Below are 22,916 nucleotides of genomic sequence, written 5' to 3' on the forward strand. Positions count from 1 at the left end.
GTGATGTGTTCGGTTACGGAACGGGCCCGGGGTGGCCTACACCTGGGCGACGTGCAGGACCTCCTCGAAGCCCATGCGTCGCACGACGTCCAAGCGCGCCTCCGGCACTGCGGAGTCGGCCTGTTCGACCAGGGAGTTGGTCAGGCCCACCACGCTGCGGAAGGGGCGCTCGCCGAAGGGCAGGGACAGGATCCTGGTGATCTCCTCGGCGACCACCACGGGGTCGGCCTGCGTGCCCGGGGTGAACAGACCTACCGTGGCCTGCTCGTTGCGGGCTACCAGCGGGTCCAATACCCGGTAGCCGGCGGTGACACCGGTGGCGTCCACGGGCCGTCCCGCTTTGGGGAAGTGGTCGGTGCCCTCGGTGAAGGCTCCCGGCATGACGATCAACGTCTCGATGCCGTGCGGGGCCACCTCGTAGGAGGTCACCAGGGCCGGCGAGTCCATCGCCGCCTTGAGACCGCGTACGGACCGAGGAACGGCGGTGTGGTCACCGGGACGGTGCTGCCCACGTAGAGGAGGGTGCCGCGCCGCCCTGCCCGCGCAGGTGCGGCAGCGCGGCGCGGTTGAGCCGTTGGACGCCGAGGGTGTTGACGTCGACCAGGTGGGCGATCTCCTCGGCGGTGAACGCCTCGACGTAGCCGGTGACCAGGTGCCCGGCATTGTGGATGACCACATCGAGCGCCCCCGCATTCTCGAGCACGGCCGCCACCGCGCGGTCGGCGGACTCCTGCGAGGCGACGTCGAGTTCGACCACGTGCACGTCGAGCGGCTCGACCTCGGCCAGACGGTGCAGTTCCTCGGCGGGGGCGGAGTTGCGGATTCCGGGGGCGCGCATCGAGGCATAGACGCGGTGGCCGGCCCGGGCCAGGGCCCGCGCGGTCAGGTTGCCAATACCGGTGGCGACACCCGTGATGAGCACAGTCGACATGGTGGGTCTCCCATCGGAGAAGTGAAGGGGAGGAACGAAGAGGGAGAAGAGAGGCGGACGTGGTGGAGAGGATCAGGCGATGCCGCCGTTGCTGAACAGCACCTGGCCGTTGATCCAGCGGCCGGCAGGGCCGGCCAGGAAGGAGACGGTCTCGGCGATGTCTTCGGGGGTGCCGAGCCGCTCCAGGGGTGCGGCGGCGGCGATCCGGGCAATCAGCTCCTCGCTCTTGCCCTCGACGAAGAGCGGTGTCGCGGTCGGCCCGGGGGCCACCGCGTTGACGGTGACATCCCGGCCGCGCAGCTCGCGTGCCAGGATCAGGGTCATGGCCTCGACCGCGCCCTTGGTTGCCGCGTAGCCGCCGTAGCCGGGCTGCTGGAGCCGGGTCACCGAGGTGGAGAAGTTGATCAGTGCGCCGCCGGGGCGCAGCCTGCGGGCCGCGAGCTGGGAGACCACGAAGGTCCCGCGGACGTTGACCCGGTGCATCCGGTCAAAGGCTTCCAGCTCCATCTCGGCGAGCGGGGCCAGCAGCATGATCCCCGCGGTGTTGACGACCACGTCGACGCTCCCGAAACGTTCCTCCACGGCGTCGAAGAGCCCGGTCATCTCAGTTGGATCGGCGACGTCGCCGGGCAGGGCCACCGCCGTGCCGCCGGCTGCGGTGACCGACTTGACGACCGCCTCGGCCTTCGCCGCGCTGCCCGCGTAGTGGACGACGACGGCCGTGCCGTCCGCGGCCAGCCGGCGCGCGACCGCGCCCCCGATTCCGCCCGAACCGCCGGTCACCACGGCCACCCTGGGCCGGCTGGATCCGTGCTGCGATACCGCGCCGTTCATCACTGCTCCTGATCCGGCGTCCAGACGGACGCCTGGCACTGTGCTGGTTCGCGGGCGATCCGCCCGGCGACCGGATCAACCCTCCGCCGCCCGCACATATTTGTCCAATGCATCATTGAGATATAGATTATTCAGGTGGTGCATATCGAACGGGTCGACCTCAATCTGCTGGCTCCGCTGGCCGCACTGCTGGAGGAGCGGCATGTCTCCCGCGCCGCCGAAGTCGCCGGAATGAGCCAGCCGGCGATGAGCCGGGCCCTGCAGCGGCTGCGGGGCACCCTCGGCGACGAGCTGCTGGTGCGCACGCCGGGTGGGTACCGGCTCACCCCGCGGGCCGAGCGCGTCCAGCGTCAGCTGCGGGCAGTCCTGCCGCGGCTGGAGAGCCTGTTCGCCCCGGAGGAGTTCGACCCCGCCGAGGCCGCCGAGGCGTTCCGGGTCGCGGGTACCGACTTCACCCGGGTGTTCGCGCCCGCGGTCTTCCAGCGTGTGTTCCGGGAGTCGCCGCGCTCCACACTGCACTTCCGAACCTGGCACGACGCCATTTACGAGGACCTCGACCGGGGGGTCGTCGACCTGGTGTTCTTCGCCAAATCAACGCCCCTTACCACCCTGCACACCGAGCATCTCCTCGACGATCGGTTCGTCTGCGTGCTCTCCGCGGATCACCCGCTCGCCGAACGTCCGGCGATCGGCCTGGAGGAGTACCTGGACGCCACCCACGTCATCGTCGGCACCATCGGCGAACGCCAGGCCGCGATCGAACAACGCCTGGAAGACCTCGGCGAGCGCCGCCGGGCCGGACTGACCGTCCCCTACCACTCCCTGGCCCTGCATTCGGTCCTGGGCACCCGACTGGTCCTCACCCTGCCCGCGCGGCTGCTCGCGGAGCACGGCCCGGAACCCGGCATCCGCATCCTGCCCGCCCCCCAGGAAATCAGGCCACTGGGATACCACATGGCCTGGCATCCCCGGCTCGACGGCGACCCGGCGCAGCGCTGGCTGCGGAACGCCATCCGCGCCGTCACCTCCGAACTGCCGGAGCCGACCCAGCACTAGCGACTGGTTCCTGCTCCCCTGCGTGGCGCCGCCTTGGGCCGTCGAGCAGTACGACGCCACACTGCTGCCCACCGGCTGACGCCTCTGCTTCACTCGGCCGCCGACTCGTCCTCGTCCAGCTCCGGCGCGTCCGGGCCGCGCAGCGGGCGCAGGTCGCCGGCGGCCGGGGTCGGCCTCGGGCGAAAGGCTCTCCGGGGTGCCGGCGGCCTCGCGCGGGATGGGATGAAGGAGGCGACCGCAGCGGAAACGAGGGTCGCCTGCCGGCGTCGGTCAGGCGGCATCGGACCGGCGCCGGCCGGTTCGCGGACGCGTGAGGAGTTGTTGGCTGCCGCCCTGGATCAGCCGCAGATGCCGGGGACGAGCGTGACGCGATGGCTGTGGTGTGCGGGTGAGCCAGTCTTCGATGCGGTCGGTCCCGTACAGCAGCAGCGCCAGTACGGGTAGCAGCAGGCAGGCAACGATGAGCACGGCGTCGGGCCCCTCACAAAAGACAGCCGCAGACAAGTGCCCGGGGCGGCATGCGGCTACCGGCCGTGCGCAGGTTCCGTGGCTCCTGCCCGCGCCGCCCTGTCACATGGGGCGGTGTCCGGCGACCGCGCCGCCCGGGTCGTCCTGCAGGGCGATGCGGGCGGTGACGCGTTTGCCGACCGGCTCGCGCTGCGCTGCGAAGCCCTGGGCGACGGCCATGACGATCTCCAAGCCGTGCTGTCCCACCCGGCCGGCGTCCGCGGCCCGGGCGATGGGCAGCGCGGGGTCGGAGTCCCACACCACGACCTCGACCATGTCGCCAGTGATCCGCATCTCCAGCAGCACCGGCCCCGGCGCGTACTTACGGGCGTTGGTGACCAGCTCGCTCACCACCAGCTGGGTCAGATCCATCGCGCGCTGTGAAACCGGCAGCCCATGGTCAGCCTGCACACCCGTAAGGAACTCAGCGGCCAGATGGCGAGCCCGGGCGATGAGGGTGCCGTCCCCGTCCAAAGCCACCGTGGTCTGGACGACCTGTTCGCCCGGCGTGGTGCCGTCCTCGCTCACCGGCGCTGATTCCAGCACGCCCGCCTCCACTACCCCGTACGCCTTGCGCGCGGATACCCGCGCCTGTATGGATGACGCCTGACGCCAACTGTCGGCTCCATCACAGTCGTGCATCATCCAAGGCCTGCGGGGCACGGCTTCGGAAGACGTCTGGCTGTTTCCACCTCACATCCCCGACCTATTCCACCGCTGCCGTCCGTCTCGGTCGGCCCGATACCAGGCCACCACCAGTCTGCAGTAACTCAACGAGCAGTGTGACGGCTCGAGATGTAGAGGTGGGTACATGAGCGAGAGTGCAGTTCCGCTGCCCTCGACGTACCCGGTGCGTCCGGGAAAGAGCTGTTACCTCGCTCCGAACCGATGCGGACGCATCACTCGAGCCGCCTCAGGGACCACATCGGCAGAAGGGCCCCTGACCGGTCGCGCCGACGTGGACAAAAAGGGGACCATCGTATGTCGGGCCACACTGTGGAACCGCCCGGGGCCGGTTGGGCGCCCAGGTGGGCAGGAGCGCTGCTGTGCCTCGTGGTGGCCGGCGTCCATGTCGTGGACCAAGGCGGCATCACCGCCACCAGGGACCCCTACTACATCGGCATCGCCTACCACGTCCTCGAGATCGCGGCCGCGGTCGCCGCGGCGCTGCTCCTGGCCGGCTGCGTCCGGGCGGGATGGCTGCTGGCGGCAGGGGTCGCCGCCGGACCCGTACTGGGCTACATCCTCTCCCGGGGGCCGGGCCTGCCCCACTACAGGGACGACGTCGGCAACTGGACCGAGCCGCTCGGACTGGCCAGCCTCGCCGTCGAAGGCGCTCTGTTCCTCTTGGCCGTTCCGCTTCTCGCCCACAGCCTGCGCCGCAGGCCAAGATGACGCACTGCTTGTGACGTTCCTGGCCATGGTCATGTGATCGGGCCCTCTGCCCCGGCGTCAACGGACGGCGGGCGCGGCCAGGTGGGCGGCGAGCACCCAGTCGTGCACTCCTGCGTCCGCCTGGGCGATCCTCGGCCACGCCCGCAGGCGGTCGGCCAGCGGCAGGCCGGCCGCGGCGTCCGCTGCGACGAGTTTCGAGGACCGCGCGGGCCAGCAGCGGGCCTGTGTCCAGGACTGGGTCCAGAGTGTGGCGTCCAGGACGCGGACCTCATCCAGGTCGACGTACACCGACCAGGGCTGCCTGTCGGACGTTTTTATGTCGAGGCGCAGCAGGCCCGTCAGCACGCCGCGGACCGCGCGGTCCCAGCGGAACGGCCCGCCGCCGTCGCCGGTGTCGGCGTGGACGGTCACCACCAGCTCCCGCAGCAGGCCCGTGATGCCGTGCTCGGGCAGGCGGGCCGCCCACTCCGGCTGGAGGACCTCGGTCAGCCCGGGCAGCGGCCGCTGCTCGGCGTGGCGCTTGTCCCGGTAGGCCCGATAGCCGGCGTGCCCGAGGCCGACGGCGCCCTCGCCCGGCACCTGTCCTCCGAAGGCCACACGGTCACCGGCCTGGCCCGCACCAAGAGCGCCGCCGCAACCCTCGCCTCCCAGAGCATCACCCCCGTGGCAGGCGACCTGGACGAGCACCGCCCCACCGTCATCGAGGCGGCCCGGGCCGCCGACACGGTCATCTACGCCGCCCAGGCCGGACCGGAGCAGGAGACCGCGACCGTCCAGGACCTCATCCGGGCCCTGACCGGCACGGACAAGACGCTGCTCTTCCTGTCCGGCAATGGGGTGCTGGCACAGCGCACCGCGGGCGCCTGGAGCCCGGACGTCTTCGCCGAGGACGACCCGGTCACGCCCGAACCCCTGGCCGCCTATCGCAAGGCCGCCGAGGTCACCGTCCGGGCCGCCGCCCAGGACGGCCTGCGCGCGATGGTCATCCGGCCCGGTCTGATCTGGGGGCCCGGCGATCACGGCCACGTGTCGATGGTCTACCAGTCGGTCGCCGCGACAGGGGCGGCCTGCTACATCGGCGAAGGGCTGAACACCTACAGCCACGTCCACATCGACGACGTGACCCGCCTGTTCTCCCTCGCCCAGGAAAAGGGCCGGCCCGGCGGGCTGTACCACGCCGTGGCCGGAGAGACCCCCAACCGCTGGATCGCCGAACGCGTCGCCGCCGACCTCGGCGTCGAGGCACGCAGCCTCACCCCCCAGGAGGCCGCCGACGTGTGGGGCGAATTCGGCGCTCTCATCATGGCCGTCTCAGGCCGCATCCGCGCCGTCCGCTCACAGCAGGACCTGGGCTGGCAGCCCCAGCACACCGACATGCTGGCCATGATCGGTGAAGAACGCCTGCGCCGCCTGGCCACCCCCGCAGGGTAACCACGACTTCGCCACCGCTACGCGTCACCTGCGGTGGCGCAGCCCTTCACCCCGAAGCGCCTCGATACAGCCTTTCACTCAGCACACCTGCTCGACCATTTCTTCGACGAAAGGCCCCTGTCATGAGCACTGCCGACTGGCTTCCCGACGGCTTTACCGTGCAGCAGATCGACACCAACCGCACCCGCCTCTCGGTCGCTGTCGGCGGCAGCGGACCGGTCCTGATCCTGCTCCACGGCTAGGGTCTTTCGTTTGGATCAGGCCGGATCAGGGAGCGGGGCCCGGTGCGTGCAGATGCAAGGCGGAGGAGGGAGTCGACGCGATGGGGGTGCCCCCGCGCGAGTGAAGCCGAGCGTGGGGGAGTCGGCGACTGACGACAACGCGGCAGATGCGCGTGCCGGGCCCCGCGAGCCCGGCTTGATCCAAACGAGAGGCCCGGGCCCCAGACCTCACGCGCCTGGGCCCGCGTCATGCCCGACCTCGCCCAGAACCACACCGTCGTCGTACCCGATCTGCGCGGCACCGGCGACAGTGATCGGCCCGAGGACGGCTACGCCAGACCAACCAGGCCGACGACATACGAGGCATTTTCACCGCCCTGAACCTCACCGGCCCCGTGGCCGTGGCCGGCCACGACATCGGCTCCATGGTCGCCTTCGCCTGGGCCGCCGCCCACCCCGAAGACGTCTCCCACCTGATCCGCCTGGAGGGGCTCTACCGGCGGACAGCCGAGATCAGTCCGCCGGGCTGTTCCTCGCGCTGCGGCGGGGTGCTGATCGGGCGGCCGTAGGTGGCAGCACGCTCGCGCAGGGTGTGGCAGCTGGCCTCCCAGCCGTGCCCGGCCAGCCAGCCCACCGGGTCGTCGGGCATCTCCGAGACCCACATGGACGCCGCCGATCCCGGCACGGCGTCCGCGCCGAAGCGCTCGATCACGCCGCGCGAGCCCAACGTCAGCCCCATCCGACTGCCTGCCGCCGACAGCGCGCTGATCCGGGCCAGCAGCAGCTCCACCGCGTCCTCCGGCAGATAGATCAGCAGTCCTTCGGCGATCCACACGGTCGGCGCCGCCGGGTCGTGCCCTGCGGCGGCCAGCGCGCCTGGCCAGTCCTCACGCAGATCTACCGCGACGGTGATCCGCTCGCAGCGTGCGACGGCCTGCTCCTGGCGCAGCACCGAAGCCTTGAAGTCCAGTGGCACGGCGGTGTCGACCTCGAACAGGCGAGTGCCCTCGGGCCAGTCCATCCGGAAGGCCCGGCTGTCCATGCCGGCGCCGAGCAGCACGACCTGCCGGACCCCGGACGCGGAGGCCTGCTGCAACAGGTCGTCGAGGAACTTCGTCCTGATGACGATGGAGAACGACACGGCCAGCCGGCGGCGGCGCGCGGCCTCGTCATCGGGCAGCGGCGGCGAGGAGGGCCATAGGCCGCCGGCGGTGGCGAAGGCCTGTGCCAGTGGGTCGCGGAACAGCGCGTTCTCCCGCTCGGTCTCCAGCGCCCGCACCCGGGCCACCCCCACCGCCGTGGCCCACACTCCCGACGGCTGCACCTGTTCCTGTTCATCAGTCACCGCGTCAGCCTAGAGCGTGTCTCTTTTGATGGGTTGGTCAGTTGATCGGATGTGTCTGTCCGGTTAGTGATCACTGACGCGATGTGGGGCCGGATCGAGCCGTTGATGCCGGCCGATCCGGTCCGTGGGCGACGGTGGGCCGACCACCGCCGCACGCTGGAGGCCATTGCGTGGAAGTACCGCACCTGCTCGCCCTGGCGCGACCTGCCGGAGGAGCTCGGCTCCTTCAAGACCGCTCACAAACGGTTGATCAGGTGGGCCGTGGACGGCACCTGGGCACGGATCCTGGCCGCAGTCCTGGCAGCGGCCGATGAAAGCGACGACATCGGCTGGACCGTGTCGGTGGACTCCACCGTCTGCCGGGCCCATCAACATGCCGCCGGAGCCAGGAAAAAGGGGCTTCCGATCGCGCCGAACCAGACGATCACGGCCTCGGACGCTCCCGCGGCGGCCTGAGCACGAAAGTTCATCTCGCAAGCGACAGCCATGCACGACCACTGGCCCTCCACGTCACCGCAGGCCAGGCGGGCGACGCACCGGCCTTCGAGGCCGTCATGGCCGGCATCCGCGTTCCGAGAAGCGGACGTGGTAGACCGAGGACCCGCCCAGAGGCCGTCCTGGCAGATCGCGCGTATTCGTCCCGCGCGATCCGTGGGCACCTGCGCCACCGAGGGATCCGTGCCGTCATTCCGCAACCGTCCGATCAGGTTGGTCACCGTCTGCGGCGAGGTCGCGCCGGCGGCCGTCCGCCGACCTTCGACGCCGAGGCATACAAGCAGCGCAACGCGGTCGAGCGATGCATCAACCGGTTCAAGCAGTGGCGCGGCCTGGCCCTGCGGACAGACAAGCTCGCCATCGCTTATCAGGCCGCACTTCACCTCGCCGCCATCCTCATCCGGGCCCGCAGGTGAGCCAGCTCCGTAGCCGAACTGATAGCCGTGAGCCCACCCGATGGCTCTTGCCCCTGCGCGAAGATCAACCCATGGACGACCTCGTACAAAGAGACACGCTCTAGAGCACGAATCCGTGCGGGAAGGGATCGCTCGGGTCGAGCAGGTAGTTCGCCGTGCCGGTGATCCACGCCCGGCCGGAGAACTCCGGTACCACGGCGGGCATTCCGCCTACCTCCGCGGCGGCCACCAGCCGGCCGGTGAACCGGGTGCCGATGAACGACTCGTTCACGAACTCGGTGTGCAGGGGCAGTTGGCCCCGCGCGTTCAGCTGGGCCATCCGGGCCGAGGTGCCGGTGCCGCACGGCGAGCGGTCGAACCAGCCCGGGTGGATGGCCATGGCGTTGCGGGAGTGCCGGGCGGTGGAGTCCGAGGCCAGGAACTGCACGTGCTTGCAGCCGGAGATGTGCGGATCCACCGGGTGCACCGGCCGGTTCCGCTCGTTCACCGCCCGCATGACGGCGAGACCGGCGGCGAGGATCTCCTCCTTGTGCGCCCGGTCGAACGGCAGCCCCAGCCGGTCGAGTTCGACGATGGCGTAGAAGTTGCCGCCGTAGGCCATGTCGTAGCGCACGTCCCCGACGCCCGGCACCTTCACCGTGGCGTCCAGTTCGAGCGCGAACGACTCCACGTTGCGCAGGGTGACCCGCTCGGCGCGGCCGTCGCGGACCGCGACCCGGGCCTCGACCAGCCCGGCGGGCGTGTCCAGGCGTACCACGGTCTCCGGTTCCGTGACCGCCACCATCCCGGTCTCCACCAGGACGGTGGCCACCCCGATCGTGCCGTGTCCGCACATCGGCAGGAAGCCGCTGACCTCGATGTACAGCACACCCCAGTCGGCGTCCGGGCGGGTCGGCGGCTGGAGGATGGCGCCGCTCATCGCGGCGTGCCCGCGCGGCTCGTCGACCAGGAAGCGGCGCAGCTCGTCCAGGTGCCGCACGGCGTGGCGGCGCCGCTCGGCCATGGTGTCGCCCGGGACCGGTCCCACGCCGCCGGTGACGACGCGGGTGGGCATGCCCTCGGTGTGCGAATCGACAGCGCTGATCGTACGGACGGACCGCATCAGCCGGCCCGCTTGCCGAGGGCGTCGACGGCGCGGGCCATGTCGGCCTTCACCTGCTCGCGCATCCGCTCGGTCAGCGCGCCGCGCGGCGGACGGCAGGGCCCGCCGAACCGGCCGACCTGTTCCATGCCGAGCTTGATGGCCTGGACGAACTCGGTGCGCGAGTCCCAGCGGAAGGCCGCGATCAGCGGCTCGTAGAGGGCGCGGGCCTCCTCCACCTTCCCGGCCACCGCCAGCTCGTACAGGCGGACCGACTCCGCGGGGAAGACGTTCGGGAAGCCGGCGAACCAGCCGGTGGCGCCCATCAGCAGGCTCTCCAGTACGACGTCGTCGGCGCCGCTGATCACCTCCAGGCCGGGGGCCTGCTCACGGATCTCCAGGACGCGCCGGACGTCACCGGAGAACTCCTTCACGGCGACGACGTTGTCGATCCAGGAGATCTCGGCGAGCAGGTCCGGGGTCAGGTCGACCTTGGTGTCGATGGGGTTGTTGTAGACCATCACCGGCAGGCCGACGGAGGCGACGGCCTCGAAGTGGGCGAGGATCTCACCGCGGTTGGCGCGGTACATGGTCGGCGGCAGGCACAGCACGCCGTCGGCGCCGTCCTCGGCCGCCGCCTCGGCCCACTGCCGGGCCTGGTGGGAGCCGACGCCGTGCACCCCGACGACCACGGTCCCCGAGTCGCCGACCGCCTCGATCGCCGTACGGGCCACCCGGCGGCGCTCCTCGTCGGTCAGCGAGGAGTACTCGCCCAGGGAGCCGTTCGGGCCGACGCCGTGGCAGCCGTTGGCGACCAGCCAGCGGCAGTGCTCGGCGTACCGGTCGTAGTCGACGGCCAGGCTGGCGGGGGCGGAGGCGTCCTCGCGGTAGGGCAGCGCGGTGGCCACCACGACGCCGCCGAGGGTCGCGTGCCGCTGCTTCTCGGTGTCGCTCATCAACTCTGCTCCGTCTTCGGGTGTCGGGTGCGGGAGGTGGACCGGTCGGGGACGGGTTCGGGGGCGGCGGCCAGTTCGCCGAGCCGGATGGGCTGGGCGATCGGCCGGTGGTGCGGGCCGCCGGACGCCGGGTGCCGGGATCCGGTCGGCGGGTGCTGGGTCACGGACGTCGGATGCCGGGAACCGGTCCCCGGGTGCCGGGAGCCGGCCGTCGGTGCGCCCTCGGCGGGGCGGCCGGTCAGCCGGGCGGTGAGCTGGGCGACCGTGGGGCCGCAGATCCGGCCCTGGCAGGGGCCGAGGCCGGCCCGTGTCTCCAGCTTGCCGATGTGGGAGCCGCGGCCGGCCGCGTTCCCGGCGGCCCGGCACAGCGAGGCGTAGTCGGTCTCCTCGCAGCGGCAGACGACCGTGTCGGGGCGCAGCCACCCGAACCACGCGGCGCCGACGGGGTGTGCCTCGGCGAGCCGTGCGGCGAAGGCGCGGCCCTGGTCCCGGGCGCGCCGCAGCGGGCGCAGCGCGGGGGCGTCCGAAGCGCCGCCGGCCGCCAGCCATCCGGCGAGCGCGCCCTCGGCCCGCGCGGCCGGGGCGCCCGCGACCCCGGTGATCTCACCGGCCGCGTACACGCCGGGGCAGCTGGTGCGCTGGTCGTCGTCGACGGCCACGAACTCGGCGCCGGGCGTGCCGCGCAGCGCGCATCCGGCGGCCACCGGCAGTTCGAGCTGCGGGCTGAAGCCGTGGCCGACGCAGAGCGCGTCGACCGCGACCGTGCGTTCGGTGCCCGGCACCACCGACCAGTCGGGGCGCAGCCGTGCGGTGACGACCTCCTCCACCCGGCCGTCGCCGCGCGCCGCCACGACGGTGCGGCCGACCCGGAAGGGCACCCGGTGCCGGAGCAACAAGGCGGCGTACTCGGCGAGTTCGCCGGTCTTGCCGCCGTGGGCCGCCAGCTGCCAGGGGCGCCGGGCCCAGCCGCGGGCCACGGTGCCCGCCGGGTTGGCCTCCAGCAGCTCCAGCACCCGGGAGCCGGCCTCCAGCAGGGAGGCGGCGACCGGCAGCAGGAAGGGTCCGGTGCCGGCGACCACCACCCGGTCCCCGACGACGACCCGTTCGCCCTTGGCGAGCGCCTGCGCGGCGCCCGCGGTGAACACGCCGGGCAACTCCCAGCCGGGGAAGGGCAGTACGCGGTCGTGGGCGCCCACGGCGAGCACCAGCGCGTCGGGGTCGAGGACCAGGCGACCGCGGGCGCCGCCGTCGGCCGGACCGCGCAGCAGGTGCACCCGTGGCACCCCGGGCTCGTCCGGGGCCGGGCGTTCCAGGGCCCAGACCGAAGTCTCGGGCCACCAGGCGCAGCGCGGGTGGCCGAGCACCCGGCGGCGCCGCCGGTCGAAGGCCCGCCAGCCGTGCTGCAGCCGTTCGGGGCGGGTGGCCCGGTAGGGCTCGGGCAGCATGCGGTGGTACTGGCCGCCGGGCTGGTCGGCCGAGTCGAGCAGCGTGACCCGGGCGCCGGCGGCGAGCGCGGCCTCCGCCGCGGCGAGGCCCGCGGGTCCCGCGCCGACCACGGCCACATGGCGCGTGCTCATCTGTCCTCCTCGGCCGGTGGGGCGGGGTGCCGCCGGTTCGCGTCGCCGGGGTCGGGGCACCGGCTCTGGGTGGTGACCACGTCGCCGTCGCGGGCCCGGCGGCGACAGGCGCGGACGTCGCGCTCCTCCCCCACGGTCACCAGGCAGTCGAAGCAGACGCCGATGCCGCAGAAGACGCCCCGCGGGGCGCCGGAGCGGCCCTGCCGCCAGGCCAGGCGGCCGGCGGCGAGCAGGGCGCCCGCGATGGTCTGGCCCTCGATGCCGTCGACGGGTTCGCCGTCCACGGTGAAGCGCAGCGGCCGGTCCTGCCGTCCGACGCCGTCGCACTCGGCGCGGACGCGTCTGGGGCTCATGCCGTCTCCTCCCTGGTGGTGCGGGTGTGCTCGCCGAGCACGGCCGGGCGGTCCACCCGGAACGGGGTCGTGTCCATGTCCGTCGGCTCGCCGAGCAGCAGTTGGCGCAGCAGCCGTGCGCTGCCCACCGACAGGCCGATGCCGGCGCCCTCGTGGCCGCCGACGTGCCACAGGCCGGTCAGCCGCGGGTCGGCGCCGATGACCGGCAGGTGGTCGGGGACGTAGGGGCGGAAGCCGCCGTAGGCGCGCATCACCGGGACGGCGGCCAGCGCCGGGAACAGGCGCAGCGCCGTGGCGGCGACGGCCGAGAGGACCTCGGGACGCAGCCGGTCGTCGAACCCGACGCGGCGGCGGGAGGAGCCGATGAGCACGGTGCCGGCGCGGGTGGACTCCACCACCGCCGAGGTCTGCAGGTCGGCCGCGCCACTGCCGACCGCGCCCACGTAGTCCGCGTCGTAGACCTTGTGGAAGACCGTCGGCGGCAGCGGTGTGGTCACCAGGACGTCGCCGCGCCGGGGCCGGATGTCCACGGGGACGCCCAGCCGCCTGGCCAGTTCGCCGGCCCAGGGGCCCGCGGCGTTGACGAAGCAGTCCGCCTCCAGGGGGCCGGCCGAGGTGCGGACCGCGGTGATCCGGCCGCCGCGGGTGACCGCGCCGAACACCTCGCAGTCCGTGCGCAGGGAGGCGCCCGCCGCGAGGGCCTCGGTGAGCAGCGCGGCCGCCGCGGCGGCCGGCTGCACCTGGGCGTCCTCGGGGTAGTGCACCGCGGCGGCGGCTTCGCGGGTGAGGTACGGCTCGGCCGTGGCGAGCGCGTCGGCGTCGAGGTCCTCGGTGTGCACGCCCGCGGTGCGCTGGGCGGCGGCGAAGCGGGTCAGCTCGCGGGCGCCGGCGTCGGTCGTCGCCACGACGATGCCGCCCTTGGGCTCCCACTCCACCGCCCGTGCCGCGTGCGCGTTCCGCTCGGCGACGGCCGCCAGCACCCGCGGCCACAACGTCCGGGACAGCCGGGCGAGTTCCAGCTCGGGGCCCGGCCCCTTGTCGGAGACGAGGACGTTGCCCTCGCCGTGCGCCGTGGTGGCCGAGGCGGCGGCGGCGCGTTCGACGACGGTGACGTCGAACCCGGCCAGCGCCAGCTCGCGGGCACAGGCACAGCCGACGATCCCGGCGCCCATCACCACCGCCCGTGTTCTGTACATCGAACCGTCTCCGTTCGGTATAGCGAACGACGGAAAACGTAAAACCGGGCACGGGGTCTGTCAACGGTGGCGCGGGGGGCAGTAGTCCGCCGCGGCGGGCTACTCCGCCGCCGGGTGGGTGCCGCCGAGTCCCGGGTCGGACAGGTGGAGCCGCTGCTCCGCCCGGTACTGGAGCAGCAGGACCGAGCGGACCTCGCCGTCCAGCGCCGTGTAGCCGTGCGGCCGCGCGGCGTCGAAGCGCACGTAGTCGCCGGGGCCCAGCTCCACCTCCTCCCGCTCCACCCGCACCCCGAGCCGGCCGGCCTGCACGACGGTGTGCTCGGTTCCCACGTGGCCGAGCGACTCCTGGGTGCACCCGGCCCGCACCCGCTGGTCGAAGATCTCGATCACGGCGTCGCCCGACTCGATCCGCTGGAGCGGGCGCAGATCGACGCCCTCGCCGCTGAGCACCTCCGTCTCGGCGGCCCGCACCACCGTCAGCTCGCCGGCCGGCCGCGCGTCCAGCAGGTCCGAGATCGGCACCTCCAGCACCCGGGACAGGCTGAACACCGTCTCGATCGTGGGATTGCCCGTCCCGGACTCCAGCTGCGACAGCGTCGCCTTGCCGATCTTCGACCGCCTGGACAGCTCGGAGAGCGACAGCCCCCGCCGGGTCCTGGCCCGTCTCAGGTTGGCCGCCAGCATGCGCCGGACCGAACCCTCGGAGACGCTCACCATCTCACCCCTACCCTTCCACTTCTGTTCGGTATAGCGTACGAACATCCTCGGGGTCGCGTTCGCTACAGGGATCAGGATCGGGCATGGTCGGGCGCCGCACCATCTCCGCCGTACGGGGTCGGGCGAGGGCGCGCGGCGGGGCCGGCCGACGGCGCCGGGCGACGTCGGTGTGCCGCGCGAGCGACGCGGAGCCTCGCCGGCTCGACCGCCCGGCTCCCGCCGCGCGCGGTCACCTGCGCGGGACGCGCCGGATTCACCTCAGGGGGTGAGGGCCGTGCTCCGGTCGGCGGCACGGTCCCGCCACGCCGGCAGCAGGGTGAGGGCGATCAGTGCGCCGGTGCAGGCGAAGCCCCAGGAGTACCCGGCCCATTGGGCGAGCAGGCCGAAGCCCACGGCGCCGACGCCCATGCCCGCGTCGTAGGCGATGTTCCACAGGGCGCTCACGGTGCCGTACCCGGACCGGGGGACCCGCTTGTACATCAGAGTCAGCGTGGCGTTCTGGGTGACGCCGAAGCCGATGCCGAAGAGGGCGACACCGCAGACGACCGCGACGGCGCTGTGGGTGTACGCCGTGACGAGCATGCCCGCGGCGGAGACGGCGAGCCCCGGCACGACCAGCCGGGACGGTCCCTTGCGGTCGCCCTGGCGGCCGGCCACCCAGCGGGCCGCGGTCGCCCCGGCGGGCTGCACGAACAGGGCCACGGCCACCACCCCGGCCGATCCGGAGGGCACGGCGAGCGGCAGGAAGGTCACCACGATCCCGGCGGCCAGCGCCGTGACCGCGAACAGGGCGGCGGGCCGGACCAGGGCGGGGTCGCGCAGGCCGTCGCGGATGCCGATCCGGGGTCCGGCCGCCGCCTCCCGCTCGGGCAGCCCCGGCACCGACAGGATCGCCAGCAGGGCGCAGGCGCCGGCGGCCACGCCCACCGGTCCGTACCCCACCCGGGAGACCAGCCACACGCCCAGGGGCAGTCCCAGCAGCGAGGGCACGCTCGACACGACGCCGACCAGTGCCAGCCCTTCGCCCCGGCGGGCGTCGGGGATCAGGGAGGCGGTCAGCGCTCCGCCCGCCACGACCGTCAGGGCGAAGCCCGCGCCGCGCAGCAGACAGACCACCGTGATCCAGCCGATGCCGGAGTACAGGGTCAGGGCCAAGGCGGGCGCGCCGAGCAGCGACAGGCCCGCGCCGAGGGTGACCCGGTGGCCGAAGCGTGCGATGAACCAGGGCGCCGCGAACTCGCCGACGACCGTGGCCAGCATCAGGGCGCCCGTGGTCGCCCCGGCGCCGTTGCCGCCGGACCCGGAGCGGGTGGCGTAGAGGGGGACGACCGACAGCAGGAGGTAGTAGCTCGCCGACCCGCCGATCAGGCTCACGAAGCGGAGCAGCAACGGGCGGGTCACCAGCGGGGGTCGGTCCGTGGGGCGGCCCTTCGGCGAGGCCGGGCGCCGCGGCTGGGTGGAGGTCATGGCCGGACTCTAGGAACGAACCAGCTCACCGGTAAGCTCCAATTCCATGTCTCCCGAGTGGTCCAATGCGCCGACGGAGTTGCTCGTCGCGCTCGACCGTGACAGCGGTGAGCCGCTGCGGGCCCAGGTGGAGCGCCAGGTGCGCGAGGCGGTCCGCACCGGTCGGCTGCGGGTGGGCGAGCGGCTGCCGCCCTCGCGTGAACTCGCCGCCGCGCTCGGGCTGTCGAGGGGCCTGGTGCAGGAGGCGTACGCCCAACTGCGCGCCGAGGGTTATCTGGTGGCGCGGGTGGGCTCCGGCACCCGGGTGGCCGCCGGTGCCTGCCCGCCGCCCGTGCCGTCGTCGCCGCCCGCCGAACGGCCGTCGCTGCTCGCGGACTTCCGCTGGGGCGTACCGGACCTCGGTGCCTTTCCGCTGTCCGACTGGATGTGGGCGCTGCGGGAGGCGGCCCGGCGGATGCCGGTGGCGCGGTGGGACTACGGCGATCCGCGGGGCGACGCGGTGCTGCGGGAGGTGGTCGCCGGGTACGCGCGGCGGGTACGCGCGGCGGCGGCCGACCCGGAGCACACCGTCGTCTGCTCGGGATACGCCCAGGGCCTGTCGCTGACGCTGCGGGCCCTCGCGCGCCACGGGGTGCGCCTGGTCGCCTACGAGGACCCCGGCTCCCCCGCCACCGTCCGGGCGGCCGCGTCCGCCGCGGGACTCGACGCGGTCCCGGTGCCGGTGGACGAACAGGGCGTCGACGTGGCGGCGTTGGCGGCCACCGGCGCCCGTGCGGTCGTCGTGACTCCGGCGCACCAGTGGCCGACCGGGGTGGTGCTGGGTCCCGAGCGGCGGCGGGCCCTGATCGCCTGGGCGGCGGCGCGGGACGGTGTGGTCGTCGAGGACGACTACGACGCCGAGTTCCGCTACGACCGGGAACCGGTCGGGGCCCTCCAGGGGCTCGCGGCGGACCGGGTCGTCTCCATCGGCACCGTCAGCAAGTCCCTGGCGCCGGCGCTGCGGATGGGCTGGCTGCTGTGTCCGCCCGCGCTCACGGACACGCTGGTGTCGCTCAAACACGTCAGCGACCGCGGCTCGCCCGTCCTCGACCAGCTGGCCCTCGCCCGGATGATCGAGTCGGGCCGCTTCGACCGGCATCTGCGGCGGATGCGGACGGCCTACGCGGCACGGCGCGCCGCGCTGCTGGCCGCCGTCGCCGAGCACGCCCCCGGGGTGGCCGTCACCGGCCTCGCCGCCGGCTTCCACGCGGTGGCCCACCTGCCCGAGGGGGCCGACGAGGAGACGGTCGTCGGCGCCGCCCGCGCCCGCCGCGTCGGCCTCTACGGCATGGGTGCCTGCCGCGCCTCGCGGACACCCGCCCCGCCCCGACTCGTCCTGGGCTTCGGCAACGTGGGCGAGCGTGCCGTCACCGCGGGCATCGCCGCGGTCGGCGACCTGCTCACCGGCCGCGGCGCACCGGCCCGGAGCTGACCCCCGGCAGGCGGCCCACGCCCGGAGGGCCGGCCGCCCCCGGCGGCCCGGACACCTCAACCGGAGGGCGGGTGCGGGGGCCGGGATCGACGACGAAGCTCCCGGGCCACCGCTCGGGAACCCAGGACACGGCTCCCAGGTCTTCCATGCGCGCACGCTAACAGGGCGCGGGCTCGGTCAAGTCCCTTGCCGTGCTTCGGCGTTGCCGGTGGTCAGGGAGGTGGGTGGGGCGAGGGTGGCGCGGAGGCGGCCGAGGCCGGTGACGGCGGTCAGGAGGGCCAGGGCGGCGGCGGCGACGGGCAGCCGGTAGCCGGCGGCGGCGCCGAAGCGTTCCACCGCCCAGCCCGCCAGCGTGCTGCCGAGGGAGGAGCCGCCGAGGAGGCCGGTCACCGCCAGGGTCATGCCCTCGTTGATCCGGGCGCGCGGGATCAGTTCCTGGACCAGGCCCATGCCGGTGATCATGGTCGGTGAGGTGGCCATGCCGGCGATGAACATCAGCGGGATCAGCGCGGCCATGCCGGTGGCGAGCGTCAGCGGGAGCATCAGCAGCGCCATGCCCCCGACGCCCAGCAGGAACCGGGCCGGGCCGGAACCGCGCGGGGTGAGCAGCCCGAAGAGCAGTCCCGACAGCGCGGAGCCGACCGCTTGCAGGGCCAGCACCACTCCGGCCGAGGACTTGTGGCCCAGGGAGTCGGTGAAGGCGATGGTGACCACTTCGAGGGAGCCGAAGAGCGAACCGGTGAAGAGGAAGACGACGATCATCACCTGGAGGCCCCGGTTGGCGAGCGGGGAGCCTCCGGCCGAGGGGTCGGCGCGCCGGACCGGCGGCTCGGTGCCGCGTTGCAGGCAGAACAGGACGGTGCCGGCCAGGGTCAGTACCAGCGGCGCCACCCGGCCCGCTTCGGGGGCGACGCCGGTGGCCAGCGCGACCACGACGACGGGGCCGAGGACGAAGCACAGCTCGTCCAGGACCTGCTCGAACGAGTTGGCCGCGTGCATGCGGTCGTCGTCGCCGTACAGTTCGGCCCAGCGCGCCCGTGCCATGCCGCCGACGTTCGGCGCGGTGGCGGACAGCACGTTGGTCACGAACAGGGTCCAGGTGGGCGCGCCGGTGGCCACGCAGACGACCAGCGCCGCCGACATGAGCGAGGACCACAGGGCCGCCGGTACGGCCGTACGGGCCTGTCCGTAGCGGTCGACCAGCCTGCCGAGCAGCGGGATCGTCACCAGGGTGGCCGCGAGGGCGGCGCCGCCCACCGCGCCGGCCAGCGCGTAGGAGTGGCGCACGGCGGCGATCATCACCACGGTGCCGACCCCGGACATGGACAGGGCGAGCCGGGCCAGGAAGCCGGTCGCGGTGAAGCCGAGGGCTCCCTTGGCGGCGAACAGCCGGCGGTACGGGGCGAGCATGTGTCTCCAGTGCGGGCGAGTGAGCGCGGACGCGGTCACCGCTCGGCGAGGAGACTCGGCGGCGCGGCGCCGATCGCCGTCAACGCTCCGCCCGGAGACCGGAGTTGAGGATAGCCCCGGGTGCCCGGCGGGCCGTGGTCATTTTTTCGCGAGGGCGCGGGCACGGGCCGGGCGGGCTCAGACCGGGGGCGGTCCGGTGACCTCCACCGTGGCCGGGCGTAGCAGGTGGGGGCCGGCGCGGTAACCGGGGCGGAGGATCTTGGTGCAGGTCAGCCGGGTGGCGTCCGCGCGGGCATGGTGGACGAGGGCCTCGTGGCAGGCCGGGTCGAAGGGGTCGCCCTCCTCGCCGAAGGCCTCCAGGCCCAGGGCACCAAGCTGGGTGCACAGGGTCTCGGTGATGTCCTTCAGACCCGGCGTCGGCGGCTCGTGCTCGCGGGCGCGGTCCACGGCGTCCAGCACGGGCAGCAGGGTGCGCAGGACGTTGGCCGCCGCGATCTGCCGAACGGCCATCCGGTCCCGGTGCACCCGCTTGCGGTAGTTGTCGTACTCGGCCTTCACCCGTTGCAGGTCGGCCGTGCGCTCCCGGAGCAGATCGCGCAGTCGCGCGGGCTCCGTGTCCAGCCGGCCCTCGTCCATCGTCAGCCCGCCACCGGCTTGTCGTCGTCCACGATCTCGGCGTCCACCACCTCGTCGTCGGCGCGGCCACCGGAGGCGGAGCCGCCCGAGTCGCCGGACCCGGCGGTGCCCGTCGCCGTCTGGCCCTCGGCGCGCGACTGCTCGTACAGCGCCGTGCCGATCTTCTGGGCGGACTGCGCCACCCGGTCCGTGGCCTGGCGGATCGCGGCGGTGTCCGCGTTCTCGTCCTTGAGCTTCGCCTTCAGCTCGGTCAGCGCCGCCTCGGTCTCCTGCCTCGCCTCGGCGGAGATCCGCTCGGGGTTCTCCCGGATGAGCTTCTCGGTGGAGTAGACGAGCTGTTCGGCCTGGTTGCGGGTCTCGGCGGCCTCACGACGCCGCCGGTCCTCCTCGGCATGCTGCTCGGCCTCGCGGACCATCCGGTCGATGTCGTTCTTCGGCAGGGCGGAGCCGCCGGTGACGGTCATCTTCTGTTCCCTGCCGGTGCCGAGGTCCTTGGCGGAGACGTGCATGATCCCGTTGGCGTCGATGTCGAAGGCCACCTCGATCTGCGGGACGCCGCGCGGGGCGGGCGGCAGACCGGTCAGCTCGAACATGCCGAGCTTCTTGTTGTAGGCCGCGATCTCGCGCTCGCCCTGGAAGACCTGGATGGACACCGACGGCTGGTTGTCCTCGGCGGTGGTGAAGATCTCCGAACGGCGGGTGGGGATCGTGGTGTTGCGCTCGATCAGCTTGGTCATGATGCCGCCCTTGGTCTCGATGCCGAGGGACAGCGGGGTGACGTCGAGCAGCAGGACGTCCTTGACCTCGCCCTTGAGGACACCGGCCTGGAGCGAGGCGCCGATGGCGACGACCTCGTCCGGGTTGACGCCCTTGTGCGGTTCCTTGCCGGTGAGTTCCCGCACCAGCGCGGAGACGGCGGGCATCCGTGTGGAGCCGCCCACCAGCACCACGTGGTCGATGCCGGACACCTGGATCCCGGCGTCCTTGATCGCGTTGTGGAACGGCCCCTTGCAGCGGTCCAGCAGATCCGCCGTCAGCTGCTCGAACTGGGCGCGGGTCAGCTTCTCGTCCAGGTGCAGCGGGCCCTCGGCGGACGCGGTGATGTAGGGCAGGTTGATCGTGGTCTCCGTGGAGGAGGACAGCTCGATCTTCGCCTTCTCCGCCGCCTCCCGCAGCCGCTGCACGGCCATCTTGTCCTTGGCGAGGTCGACGCCGTAGTTGTTCTTGAACTGCTGCACCAGGTGGTCGACCACCCGCTGGTCCCAGTCGTCGCCGCCCAGGTGGGTGTCGCCATTGGTGGCCTTCACCTCGATGACGCCGTCGCCCATCTCCAGCAGCGACACGTCGAAGGTGCCGCCGCCCAGGTCGAAGACGAGGACCGTCTGGTCGTTCTCCTTGTCCAGCCCGTACGCGAGCGCGGCGGCGGTCGGCTCGTTGATGATCCGCATGACGTTCAGGCCGGCGATCTCCCCGGCCTCCTTCGTCGCCTGCCGCTGCGCGTCGTCGAAGTAGGCCGGTACGGTGATCACCGCGTCGGTGACGTCCTCGCCGAGGTATGCCTCCGCGTCCCGCTTCAGCTTCTGAAGCACCCGGGCGGAGATCTCCTGGGCGGTGTAGCGCTTGCCGTCGATGTCACCCTGGTCGGGGAAGCGCCAGGAGTGATCGCCCATGTACCGCTTGACGGAGCGCGCGGTGCGCTCCACGTTGGTCACGGCCTGCCGCTTGGCCACCTCGCCGACCAGGACCTCGCCGTTCTTGGCGAACGCCACGACGGACGGCGTGGTCCTGGCGCCCTCCGTGTTGGTGATGACGGTGGGTTCGCCGCCCTCCAGGACCGAGACCACCGAGTTGGTCGTCCCCAGGTCGATACCGACCGAACGCGCCATGGCGGACCTCCTAGACTCGTCGCTCCCCCACCGTGTTCCCCGAACCCCCTTGCCTATAGAGCCTGAATAAAACTTGAGTCGCCTGCTGTCAAGCCCGTGTCGGCTCCGCTGCGCCGTCCGGGGAACCGGCCCGCGCCGTCCGCCAGTCGGCCGCCGCCGCGATCGCCGCGCGCCATGGGCGCAGGGCGCGTGGGGGCATGCCCACGCCGAGTGCTCCGGTGAGCCGGTCCCCCTTGCGGTAAGCGACCAGGAAGCGGCCGTCGGCCGGGTCGCCCTCGACCACCTGGGCCTCGTCGTGGCCCCGGAGGTGTCCGAAGGCCTGGATCCTGAGGCCGTACTGGTCGGACCAGAAGTAGGGCACCGGGGCGAACGGCCTGGCGCGCTGCGGGTCGAGGAGGTTGCGGGCGGCGGTCATGCCCTGCTCGGCGGCGTTCGTACGGTGCTCGACGCGCATCGTGGTGCCGAACAGCGGGTTGTGCCAGCGGGCCACGTCCCCCGCGGCGTAGATGCCGGGCGCCGCGGCGCTGTACCGGTCGCACTCCACGCCGTCGCCCACCGCCAGGCCGCTGCCGTGCAGCCAGTCGGTGTTGGGTTGCGAGCCGATGGCGACCAGCACGTCGTCGGCCGCGACCGTGGTGCCGTCGTCGAGCCTGACCCCGGTGGCCCGGCCCGCCTCGGTGGTGATCCCGGTGGCCTTGGTGCCGGTGCGCAGGTCCACGCCGTGCTCGCGGTGGAGCCGGGCCAGGTGCGCGCCGACCTGCTGCCCGACGGCGTGGGCCAGCGGCACGGGGGACGGCTCGACGAGGGTGACGGCCGCGCCGAGGGACCGGGCGGCGGAGGCGACCTCGGCGCCGAGGAACCCGGCGCCCAGCACGACCAGCCGGCCGCCGGCCGCCAGCCGCTCGCGCAGGGCGAGGGCGTCCTCCAGGTCACGCAGGACGTGCACGCCCGGGGTGCCGCACCCGGGCAGCCGGCGCGGCCGGACCCCGGTGGCGATGATCAGGCCGTCGTAGCCGAGTTCCGTGCCGTCGGCGAGCGTGACCGTGCGCGCGGCCGGGGCGAGCGCGGCGGCGGGGACGCCGAGCCGCAGGTCCAGACCGAGGGCCTCCAGGTCGTCCGGGCGGCGCAGCCGCACCCGTTCGGGCTCCCAGCTGCCGTCCAGGATCTGCTTGGACAGCGGCGGGCGGTCGTAGGGCGGGTGGGGTTCGCGGCCGACGAGGGTCAGCGAGCCGTCGTAGCCCTGGCGGCGCAGGGCCTCGGCGGCCGACAGGCCGGCCGCCGAGGCACCCACGACGACGATGCGGCGCGGGGGCGCGGCCGTCACTCCTGGACCAGCCGGATCGCGGCGGCCGGGCAGATGGCCGCCGACTCCCGTACGGCCTCCTCGTGTTCGGCACCGGGTTCGGTGTCCAGCAGCACCACGATGCCGTCGTCGTCCTGGTCGAAGACCTCGGGAGCCACCAGGACGCACTGCCCGGACGCGACGCACTTGGGCTGATCGACTTCCACACGCATGGTCTGTTGTCCTCGTTTCG

Annotated in this window: 25 protein-coding genes; 6 read left to right on the forward strand and 19 right to left on the reverse strand. The window is 73.0% G+C overall.

Annotation, left to right across the window (positions count from 1 at the left end; all coding sequences use genetic code 11):
- Nucleotides 1-36 precede the first annotated feature (36 nt).
- From ACSP97_RS05870 to ACSP97_RS05880, 3 genes are all read right to left on the reverse strand, one after another.
- The gene (locus ACSP97_RS05870; protein WP_440556624.1) at nucleotides 37-447 is read right to left on the reverse strand and encodes a hypothetical protein; all 411 of its coding nucleotides are present in this window, start codon (nucleotides 445-447) and stop codon (nucleotides 37-39) included.
- A gap of 43 nt (nucleotides 448-490) precedes the next feature.
- The gene (locus ACSP97_RS05875; RefSeq protein ID WP_440556625.1) at nucleotides 491-931 is read right to left on the reverse strand and encodes an SDR family NAD(P)-dependent oxidoreductase; all 441 of its coding nucleotides are present in this window, start codon (nucleotides 929-931) and stop codon (nucleotides 491-493) included.
- 72 nt (nucleotides 932-1,003) lie between these two features.
- Nucleotides 1,004-1,765 carry an SDR family oxidoreductase gene (locus ACSP97_RS05880; RefSeq protein ID WP_355153880.1) on the reverse strand — a complete coding sequence of 254 codons (762 nt, stop codon included), beginning with the start codon at nucleotides 1,763-1,765 and terminating at the stop codon, nucleotides 1,004-1,006.
- Nucleotides 1,766-1,900: 135 nt separating this feature from the next.
- Between ACSP97_RS05880 and ACSP97_RS05885 the strand changes: the two genes are divergently transcribed.
- Complete coding sequence (locus ACSP97_RS05885; RefSeq protein WP_355153878.1) at nucleotides 1,901-2,821, forward strand: LysR family transcriptional regulator; 921 nt, start codon at nucleotides 1,901-1,903, stop codon at nucleotides 2,819-2,821.
- A gap of 270 nt (nucleotides 2,822-3,091) precedes the next feature.
- Here the strand turns inward: ACSP97_RS05885 and ACSP97_RS05890 are convergent, their stop codons facing one another.
- On the reverse strand, nucleotides 3,092-3,289 hold the full coding sequence (locus ACSP97_RS05890; RefSeq protein ID WP_440556628.1) for a hypothetical protein: 198 nt from the start codon (nucleotides 3,287-3,289) through the stop codon (nucleotides 3,092-3,094).
- A 102-nt stretch (nucleotides 3,290-3,391) separates the two neighbouring features.
- Nucleotides 3,392-3,871: an ATP-binding protein gene (locus tag ACSP97_RS05895; protein WP_355153917.1), complete on the reverse strand. Its 480-nt coding sequence runs from the start codon at nucleotides 3,869-3,871 to the stop codon at nucleotides 3,392-3,394.
- 438 nt (nucleotides 3,872-4,309) lie between these two features.
- Between ACSP97_RS05895 and ACSP97_RS05900 the strand changes: the two genes are divergently transcribed.
- A complete protein-coding gene (locus tag ACSP97_RS05900; protein WP_355525080.1) occupies nucleotides 4,310-4,723 on the forward strand; it encodes a hypothetical protein in 414 nt (137 codons plus the stop codon).
- Nucleotides 4,724-4,780: 57 nt separating this feature from the next.
- Here ACSP97_RS05900 and ACSP97_RS05905 read toward each other — a convergent pair whose 3' ends face one another.
- The gene (locus ACSP97_RS05905) at nucleotides 4,781-5,302 is read right to left on the reverse strand and encodes a hypothetical protein (RefSeq protein WP_440556631.1); all 522 of its coding nucleotides are present in this window, start codon (nucleotides 5,300-5,302) and stop codon (nucleotides 4,781-4,783) included.
- On the opposite strand from ACSP97_RS05905, the gene ACSP97_RS05910 reads away from it, so the two are divergent.
- Together ACSP97_RS05910 and ACSP97_RS05915 are read left to right on the forward strand one after the other, a co-directional pair.
- Entirely contained in the window at nucleotides 5,270-6,154 is an 885-nt protein-coding gene (locus ACSP97_RS05910; protein WP_440556633.1) for an NAD-dependent epimerase/dehydratase family protein, read from the forward strand. The genes ACSP97_RS05905 and ACSP97_RS05910 overlap by 33 nt on opposite strands.
- A 470-nt stretch (nucleotides 6,155-6,624) precedes the next feature.
- Nucleotides 6,625-6,756 carry an alpha/beta fold hydrolase gene (locus tag ACSP97_RS05915; RefSeq protein ID WP_435644115.1) on the forward strand — a complete coding sequence of 44 codons (132 nt, stop codon included), beginning with the start codon at nucleotides 6,625-6,627 and terminating at the stop codon, nucleotides 6,754-6,756.
- 112 nt (nucleotides 6,757-6,868) lie between these two features.
- Here the strand turns inward: ACSP97_RS05915 and ACSP97_RS05920 are convergent, their stop codons facing one another.
- Nucleotides 6,869-7,720: a class I SAM-dependent methyltransferase gene (locus ACSP97_RS05920; protein ID WP_355525077.1), complete on the reverse strand. Its 852-nt coding sequence runs from the start codon at nucleotides 7,718-7,720 to the stop codon at nucleotides 6,869-6,871.
- Between the two features lie 81 nt (nucleotides 7,721-7,801).
- Here ACSP97_RS05920 and ACSP97_RS05925 point away from each other — a divergent pair.
- Nucleotides 7,802-8,631 (forward strand): IS5 family transposase gene (locus ACSP97_RS05925; protein ID WP_440558560.1). Its coding sequence is split into 2 segments (ribosomal slippage): nucleotides 7,802-8,114 and nucleotides 8,114-8,631, totalling 831 coding nucleotides; the frame shifts between segments, so codons are not numbered across the junction.
- Between the two features lie 100 nt (nucleotides 8,632-8,731).
- Here the strand turns inward: ACSP97_RS05925 and ACSP97_RS05930 are convergent.
- The 7 genes from ACSP97_RS05930 to ACSP97_RS05960 all read right to left on the reverse strand — a co-directional run bounded on the left by ACSP97_RS05930 (nucleotide 8,732) and on the right by ACSP97_RS05960 (nucleotide 15,978).
- Complete coding sequence (locus ACSP97_RS05930; RefSeq protein ID WP_440556636.1) at nucleotides 8,732-9,733, reverse strand: proline racemase family protein; 1,002 nt, start codon at nucleotides 9,731-9,733, stop codon at nucleotides 8,732-8,734.
- Nucleotides 9,733-10,668, reverse strand: coding sequence for a dihydrodipicolinate synthase family protein (locus ACSP97_RS05935; protein WP_440556638.1), 936 nt, complete (start codon nucleotides 10,666-10,668; stop codon nucleotides 9,733-9,735). Before ACSP97_RS05935 ends, ACSP97_RS05930 begins: the two co-directional genes overlap by 1 nt.
- The gene (locus ACSP97_RS05940) at nucleotides 10,668-12,245 is read right to left on the reverse strand and encodes an FAD-dependent oxidoreductase (protein WP_440556640.1); all 1,578 of its coding nucleotides are present in this window, start codon (nucleotides 12,243-12,245) and stop codon (nucleotides 10,668-10,670) included. The genes ACSP97_RS05935 and ACSP97_RS05940 overlap by 1 nt, the downstream gene beginning before the upstream one ends.
- Complete coding sequence (locus tag ACSP97_RS05945; RefSeq protein ID WP_355153856.1) at nucleotides 12,242-12,598, reverse strand: (2Fe-2S)-binding protein; 357 nt, start codon at nucleotides 12,596-12,598, stop codon at nucleotides 12,242-12,244. Before ACSP97_RS05945 ends, ACSP97_RS05940 begins: the two co-directional genes overlap by 4 nt.
- The gene (locus ACSP97_RS05950) at nucleotides 12,595-13,794 is read right to left on the reverse strand and encodes an NAD(P)/FAD-dependent oxidoreductase (protein ID WP_440556642.1); all 1,200 of its coding nucleotides are present in this window, start codon (nucleotides 13,792-13,794) and stop codon (nucleotides 12,595-12,597) included. Before ACSP97_RS05950 ends, ACSP97_RS05945 begins: the two co-directional genes overlap by 4 nt.
- Nucleotides 13,795-13,893: 99 nt before the next feature.
- Nucleotides 13,894-14,511: a helix-turn-helix domain-containing protein gene (locus ACSP97_RS05955; protein ID WP_355153852.1), complete on the reverse strand. Its 618-nt coding sequence runs from the start codon at nucleotides 14,509-14,511 to the stop codon at nucleotides 13,894-13,896.
- Nucleotides 14,512-14,769: 258 nt separating this feature from the next.
- Nucleotides 14,770-15,978, reverse strand: coding sequence for an MFS transporter (locus tag ACSP97_RS05960; RefSeq protein WP_440556643.1), 1,209 nt, complete (start codon nucleotides 15,976-15,978; stop codon nucleotides 14,770-14,772).
- Nucleotides 15,979-16,024: 46 nt separating this feature from the next.
- Here ACSP97_RS05960 and pdxR point away from each other — a divergent pair, with 46 nt between their 5' ends.
- The gene (gene pdxR, locus ACSP97_RS05965) at nucleotides 16,025-17,449 is read left to right on the forward strand and encodes a MocR-like pyridoxine biosynthesis transcription factor PdxR (protein WP_440556645.1); all 1,425 of its coding nucleotides are present in this window, start codon (nucleotides 16,025-16,027) and stop codon (nucleotides 17,447-17,449) included.
- Between the two features lie 177 nt (nucleotides 17,450-17,626).
- On the opposite strand, the gene ACSP97_RS05970 is transcribed toward pdxR, so the two are convergent.
- The 5 genes from ACSP97_RS05970 to ACSP97_RS05990 form a co-directional block, all read right to left on the reverse strand.
- Nucleotides 17,627-18,859, reverse strand: a complete 1,233-nt coding sequence (locus ACSP97_RS05970) for an MFS transporter (RefSeq protein WP_355153846.1) — start codon at nucleotides 18,857-18,859, stop codon at nucleotides 17,627-17,629.
- Nucleotides 18,860-19,036: 177 nt separating this feature from the next.
- Nucleotides 19,037-19,495 carry a nucleotide exchange factor GrpE gene (gene grpE / locus ACSP97_RS05975; protein ID WP_355153844.1) on the reverse strand — a complete coding sequence of 153 codons (459 nt, stop codon included), beginning with the start codon at nucleotides 19,493-19,495 and terminating at the stop codon, nucleotides 19,037-19,039.
- A gap of 2 nt (nucleotides 19,496-19,497) precedes the next feature.
- On the reverse strand, nucleotides 19,498-21,381 hold the full coding sequence (gene dnaK / locus ACSP97_RS05980) for a molecular chaperone DnaK (protein WP_440556647.1): 1,884 nt from the start codon (nucleotides 21,379-21,381) through the stop codon (nucleotides 19,498-19,500).
- Between the two features lie 88 nt (nucleotides 21,382-21,469).
- Nucleotides 21,470-22,705 (reverse strand): NAD(P)/FAD-dependent oxidoreductase, encoded by a 1,236-nt coding sequence (locus ACSP97_RS05985; RefSeq protein WP_391869507.1) that lies wholly within the window; start codon nucleotides 22,703-22,705, stop codon nucleotides 21,470-21,472.
- Nucleotides 22,702-22,896 carry a ferredoxin gene (locus ACSP97_RS05990; RefSeq protein WP_146463065.1) on the reverse strand — a complete coding sequence of 65 codons (195 nt, stop codon included), beginning with the start codon at nucleotides 22,894-22,896 and terminating at the stop codon, nucleotides 22,702-22,704. Before ACSP97_RS05990 ends, ACSP97_RS05985 begins: the two co-directional genes overlap by 4 nt.
- Between the last annotated feature and the right edge of the window lie 20 nt (nucleotides 22,897-22,916).

This window comes from Streptomyces sp. SCPE 10 (genome assembly GCF_051980735.1).
Taxonomy (GTDB): Bacteria; Actinomycetota; Actinomycetes; order Streptomycetales; family Streptomycetaceae; genus Streptomyces; species Streptomyces misionensis.

Bases quoted from the DNA above. Each gene is read 5' to 3' on its own strand.
- ACSP97_RS05870 (WP_440556624.1), bottom strand. From the start codon at position 447: ATGGACTCGCCGGCCCTGGTGACCTCCTACGAGGTGGCCCCGCACGGC.
- ACSP97_RS05875 (WP_440556625.1), bottom strand. From the start codon at position 931: ATGTCGACTGTGCTCATCACGGGTGTCGCCACCGGTATTGGCAACCTG.
- ACSP97_RS05880 (WP_355153880.1), bottom strand. From the start codon at position 1,765: ATGAACGGCGCGGTATCGCAGCACGGATCCAGCCGGCCCAGGGTGGCC.
- ACSP97_RS05900 (WP_355525080.1), top strand. From the start codon at position 4,310: ATGTCGGGCCACACTGTGGAACCGCCCGGGGCCGGTTGGGCGCCCAGG.
- ACSP97_RS05915 (WP_435644115.1), top strand. From the start codon at position 6,625: ATGCCCGACCTCGCCCAGAACCACACCGTCGTCGTACCCGATCTGCGC.
- ACSP97_RS05930 (WP_440556636.1), bottom strand. From the start codon at position 9,733: ATGCGGTCCGTCCGTACGATCAGCGCTGTCGATTCGCACACCGAGGGC.
- ACSP97_RS05935 (WP_440556638.1), bottom strand. From the start codon at position 10,668: ATGAGCGACACCGAGAAGCAGCGGCACGCGACCCTCGGCGGCGTCGTG.
- ACSP97_RS05940 (WP_440556640.1), bottom strand. From the start codon at position 12,245: ATGAGCACGCGCCATGTGGCCGTGGTCGGCGCGGGACCCGCGGGCCTC.
- ACSP97_RS05945 (WP_355153856.1), bottom strand. From the start codon at position 12,598: ATGAGCCCCAGACGCGTCCGCGCCGAGTGCGACGGCGTCGGACGGCAG.
- ACSP97_RS05950 (WP_440556642.1), bottom strand. From the start codon at position 13,794: ATGTACAGAACACGGGCGGTGGTGATGGGCGCCGGGATCGTCGGCTGT.
- ACSP97_RS05955 (WP_355153852.1), bottom strand. From the start codon at position 14,511: ATGGTGAGCGTCTCCGAGGGTTCGGTCCGGCGCATGCTGGCGGCCAAC.
- ACSP97_RS05960 (WP_440556643.1), bottom strand. From the start codon at position 15,978: ATGACCTCCACCCAGCCGCGGCGCCCGGCCTCGCCGAAGGGCCGCCCC.
- pdxR (WP_440556645.1), top strand. From the start codon at position 16,025: ATGTCTCCCGAGTGGTCCAATGCGCCGACGGAGTTGCTCGTCGCGCTC.
- ACSP97_RS05970 (WP_355153846.1), bottom strand. From the start codon at position 18,859: ATGCTCGCCCCGTACCGCCGGCTGTTCGCCGCCAAGGGAGCCCTCGGC.
- grpE (WP_355153844.1), bottom strand. From the start codon at position 19,495: ATGGACGAGGGCCGGCTGGACACGGAGCCCGCGCGACTGCGCGATCTG.
- dnaK (WP_440556647.1), bottom strand. From the start codon at position 21,381: ATGGCGCGTTCGGTCGGTATCGACCTGGGGACGACCAACTCGGTGGTC.
- ACSP97_RS05990 (WP_146463065.1), bottom strand. From the start codon at position 22,896: ATGCGTGTGGAAGTCGATCAGCCCAAGTGCGTCGCGTCCGGGCAGTGC.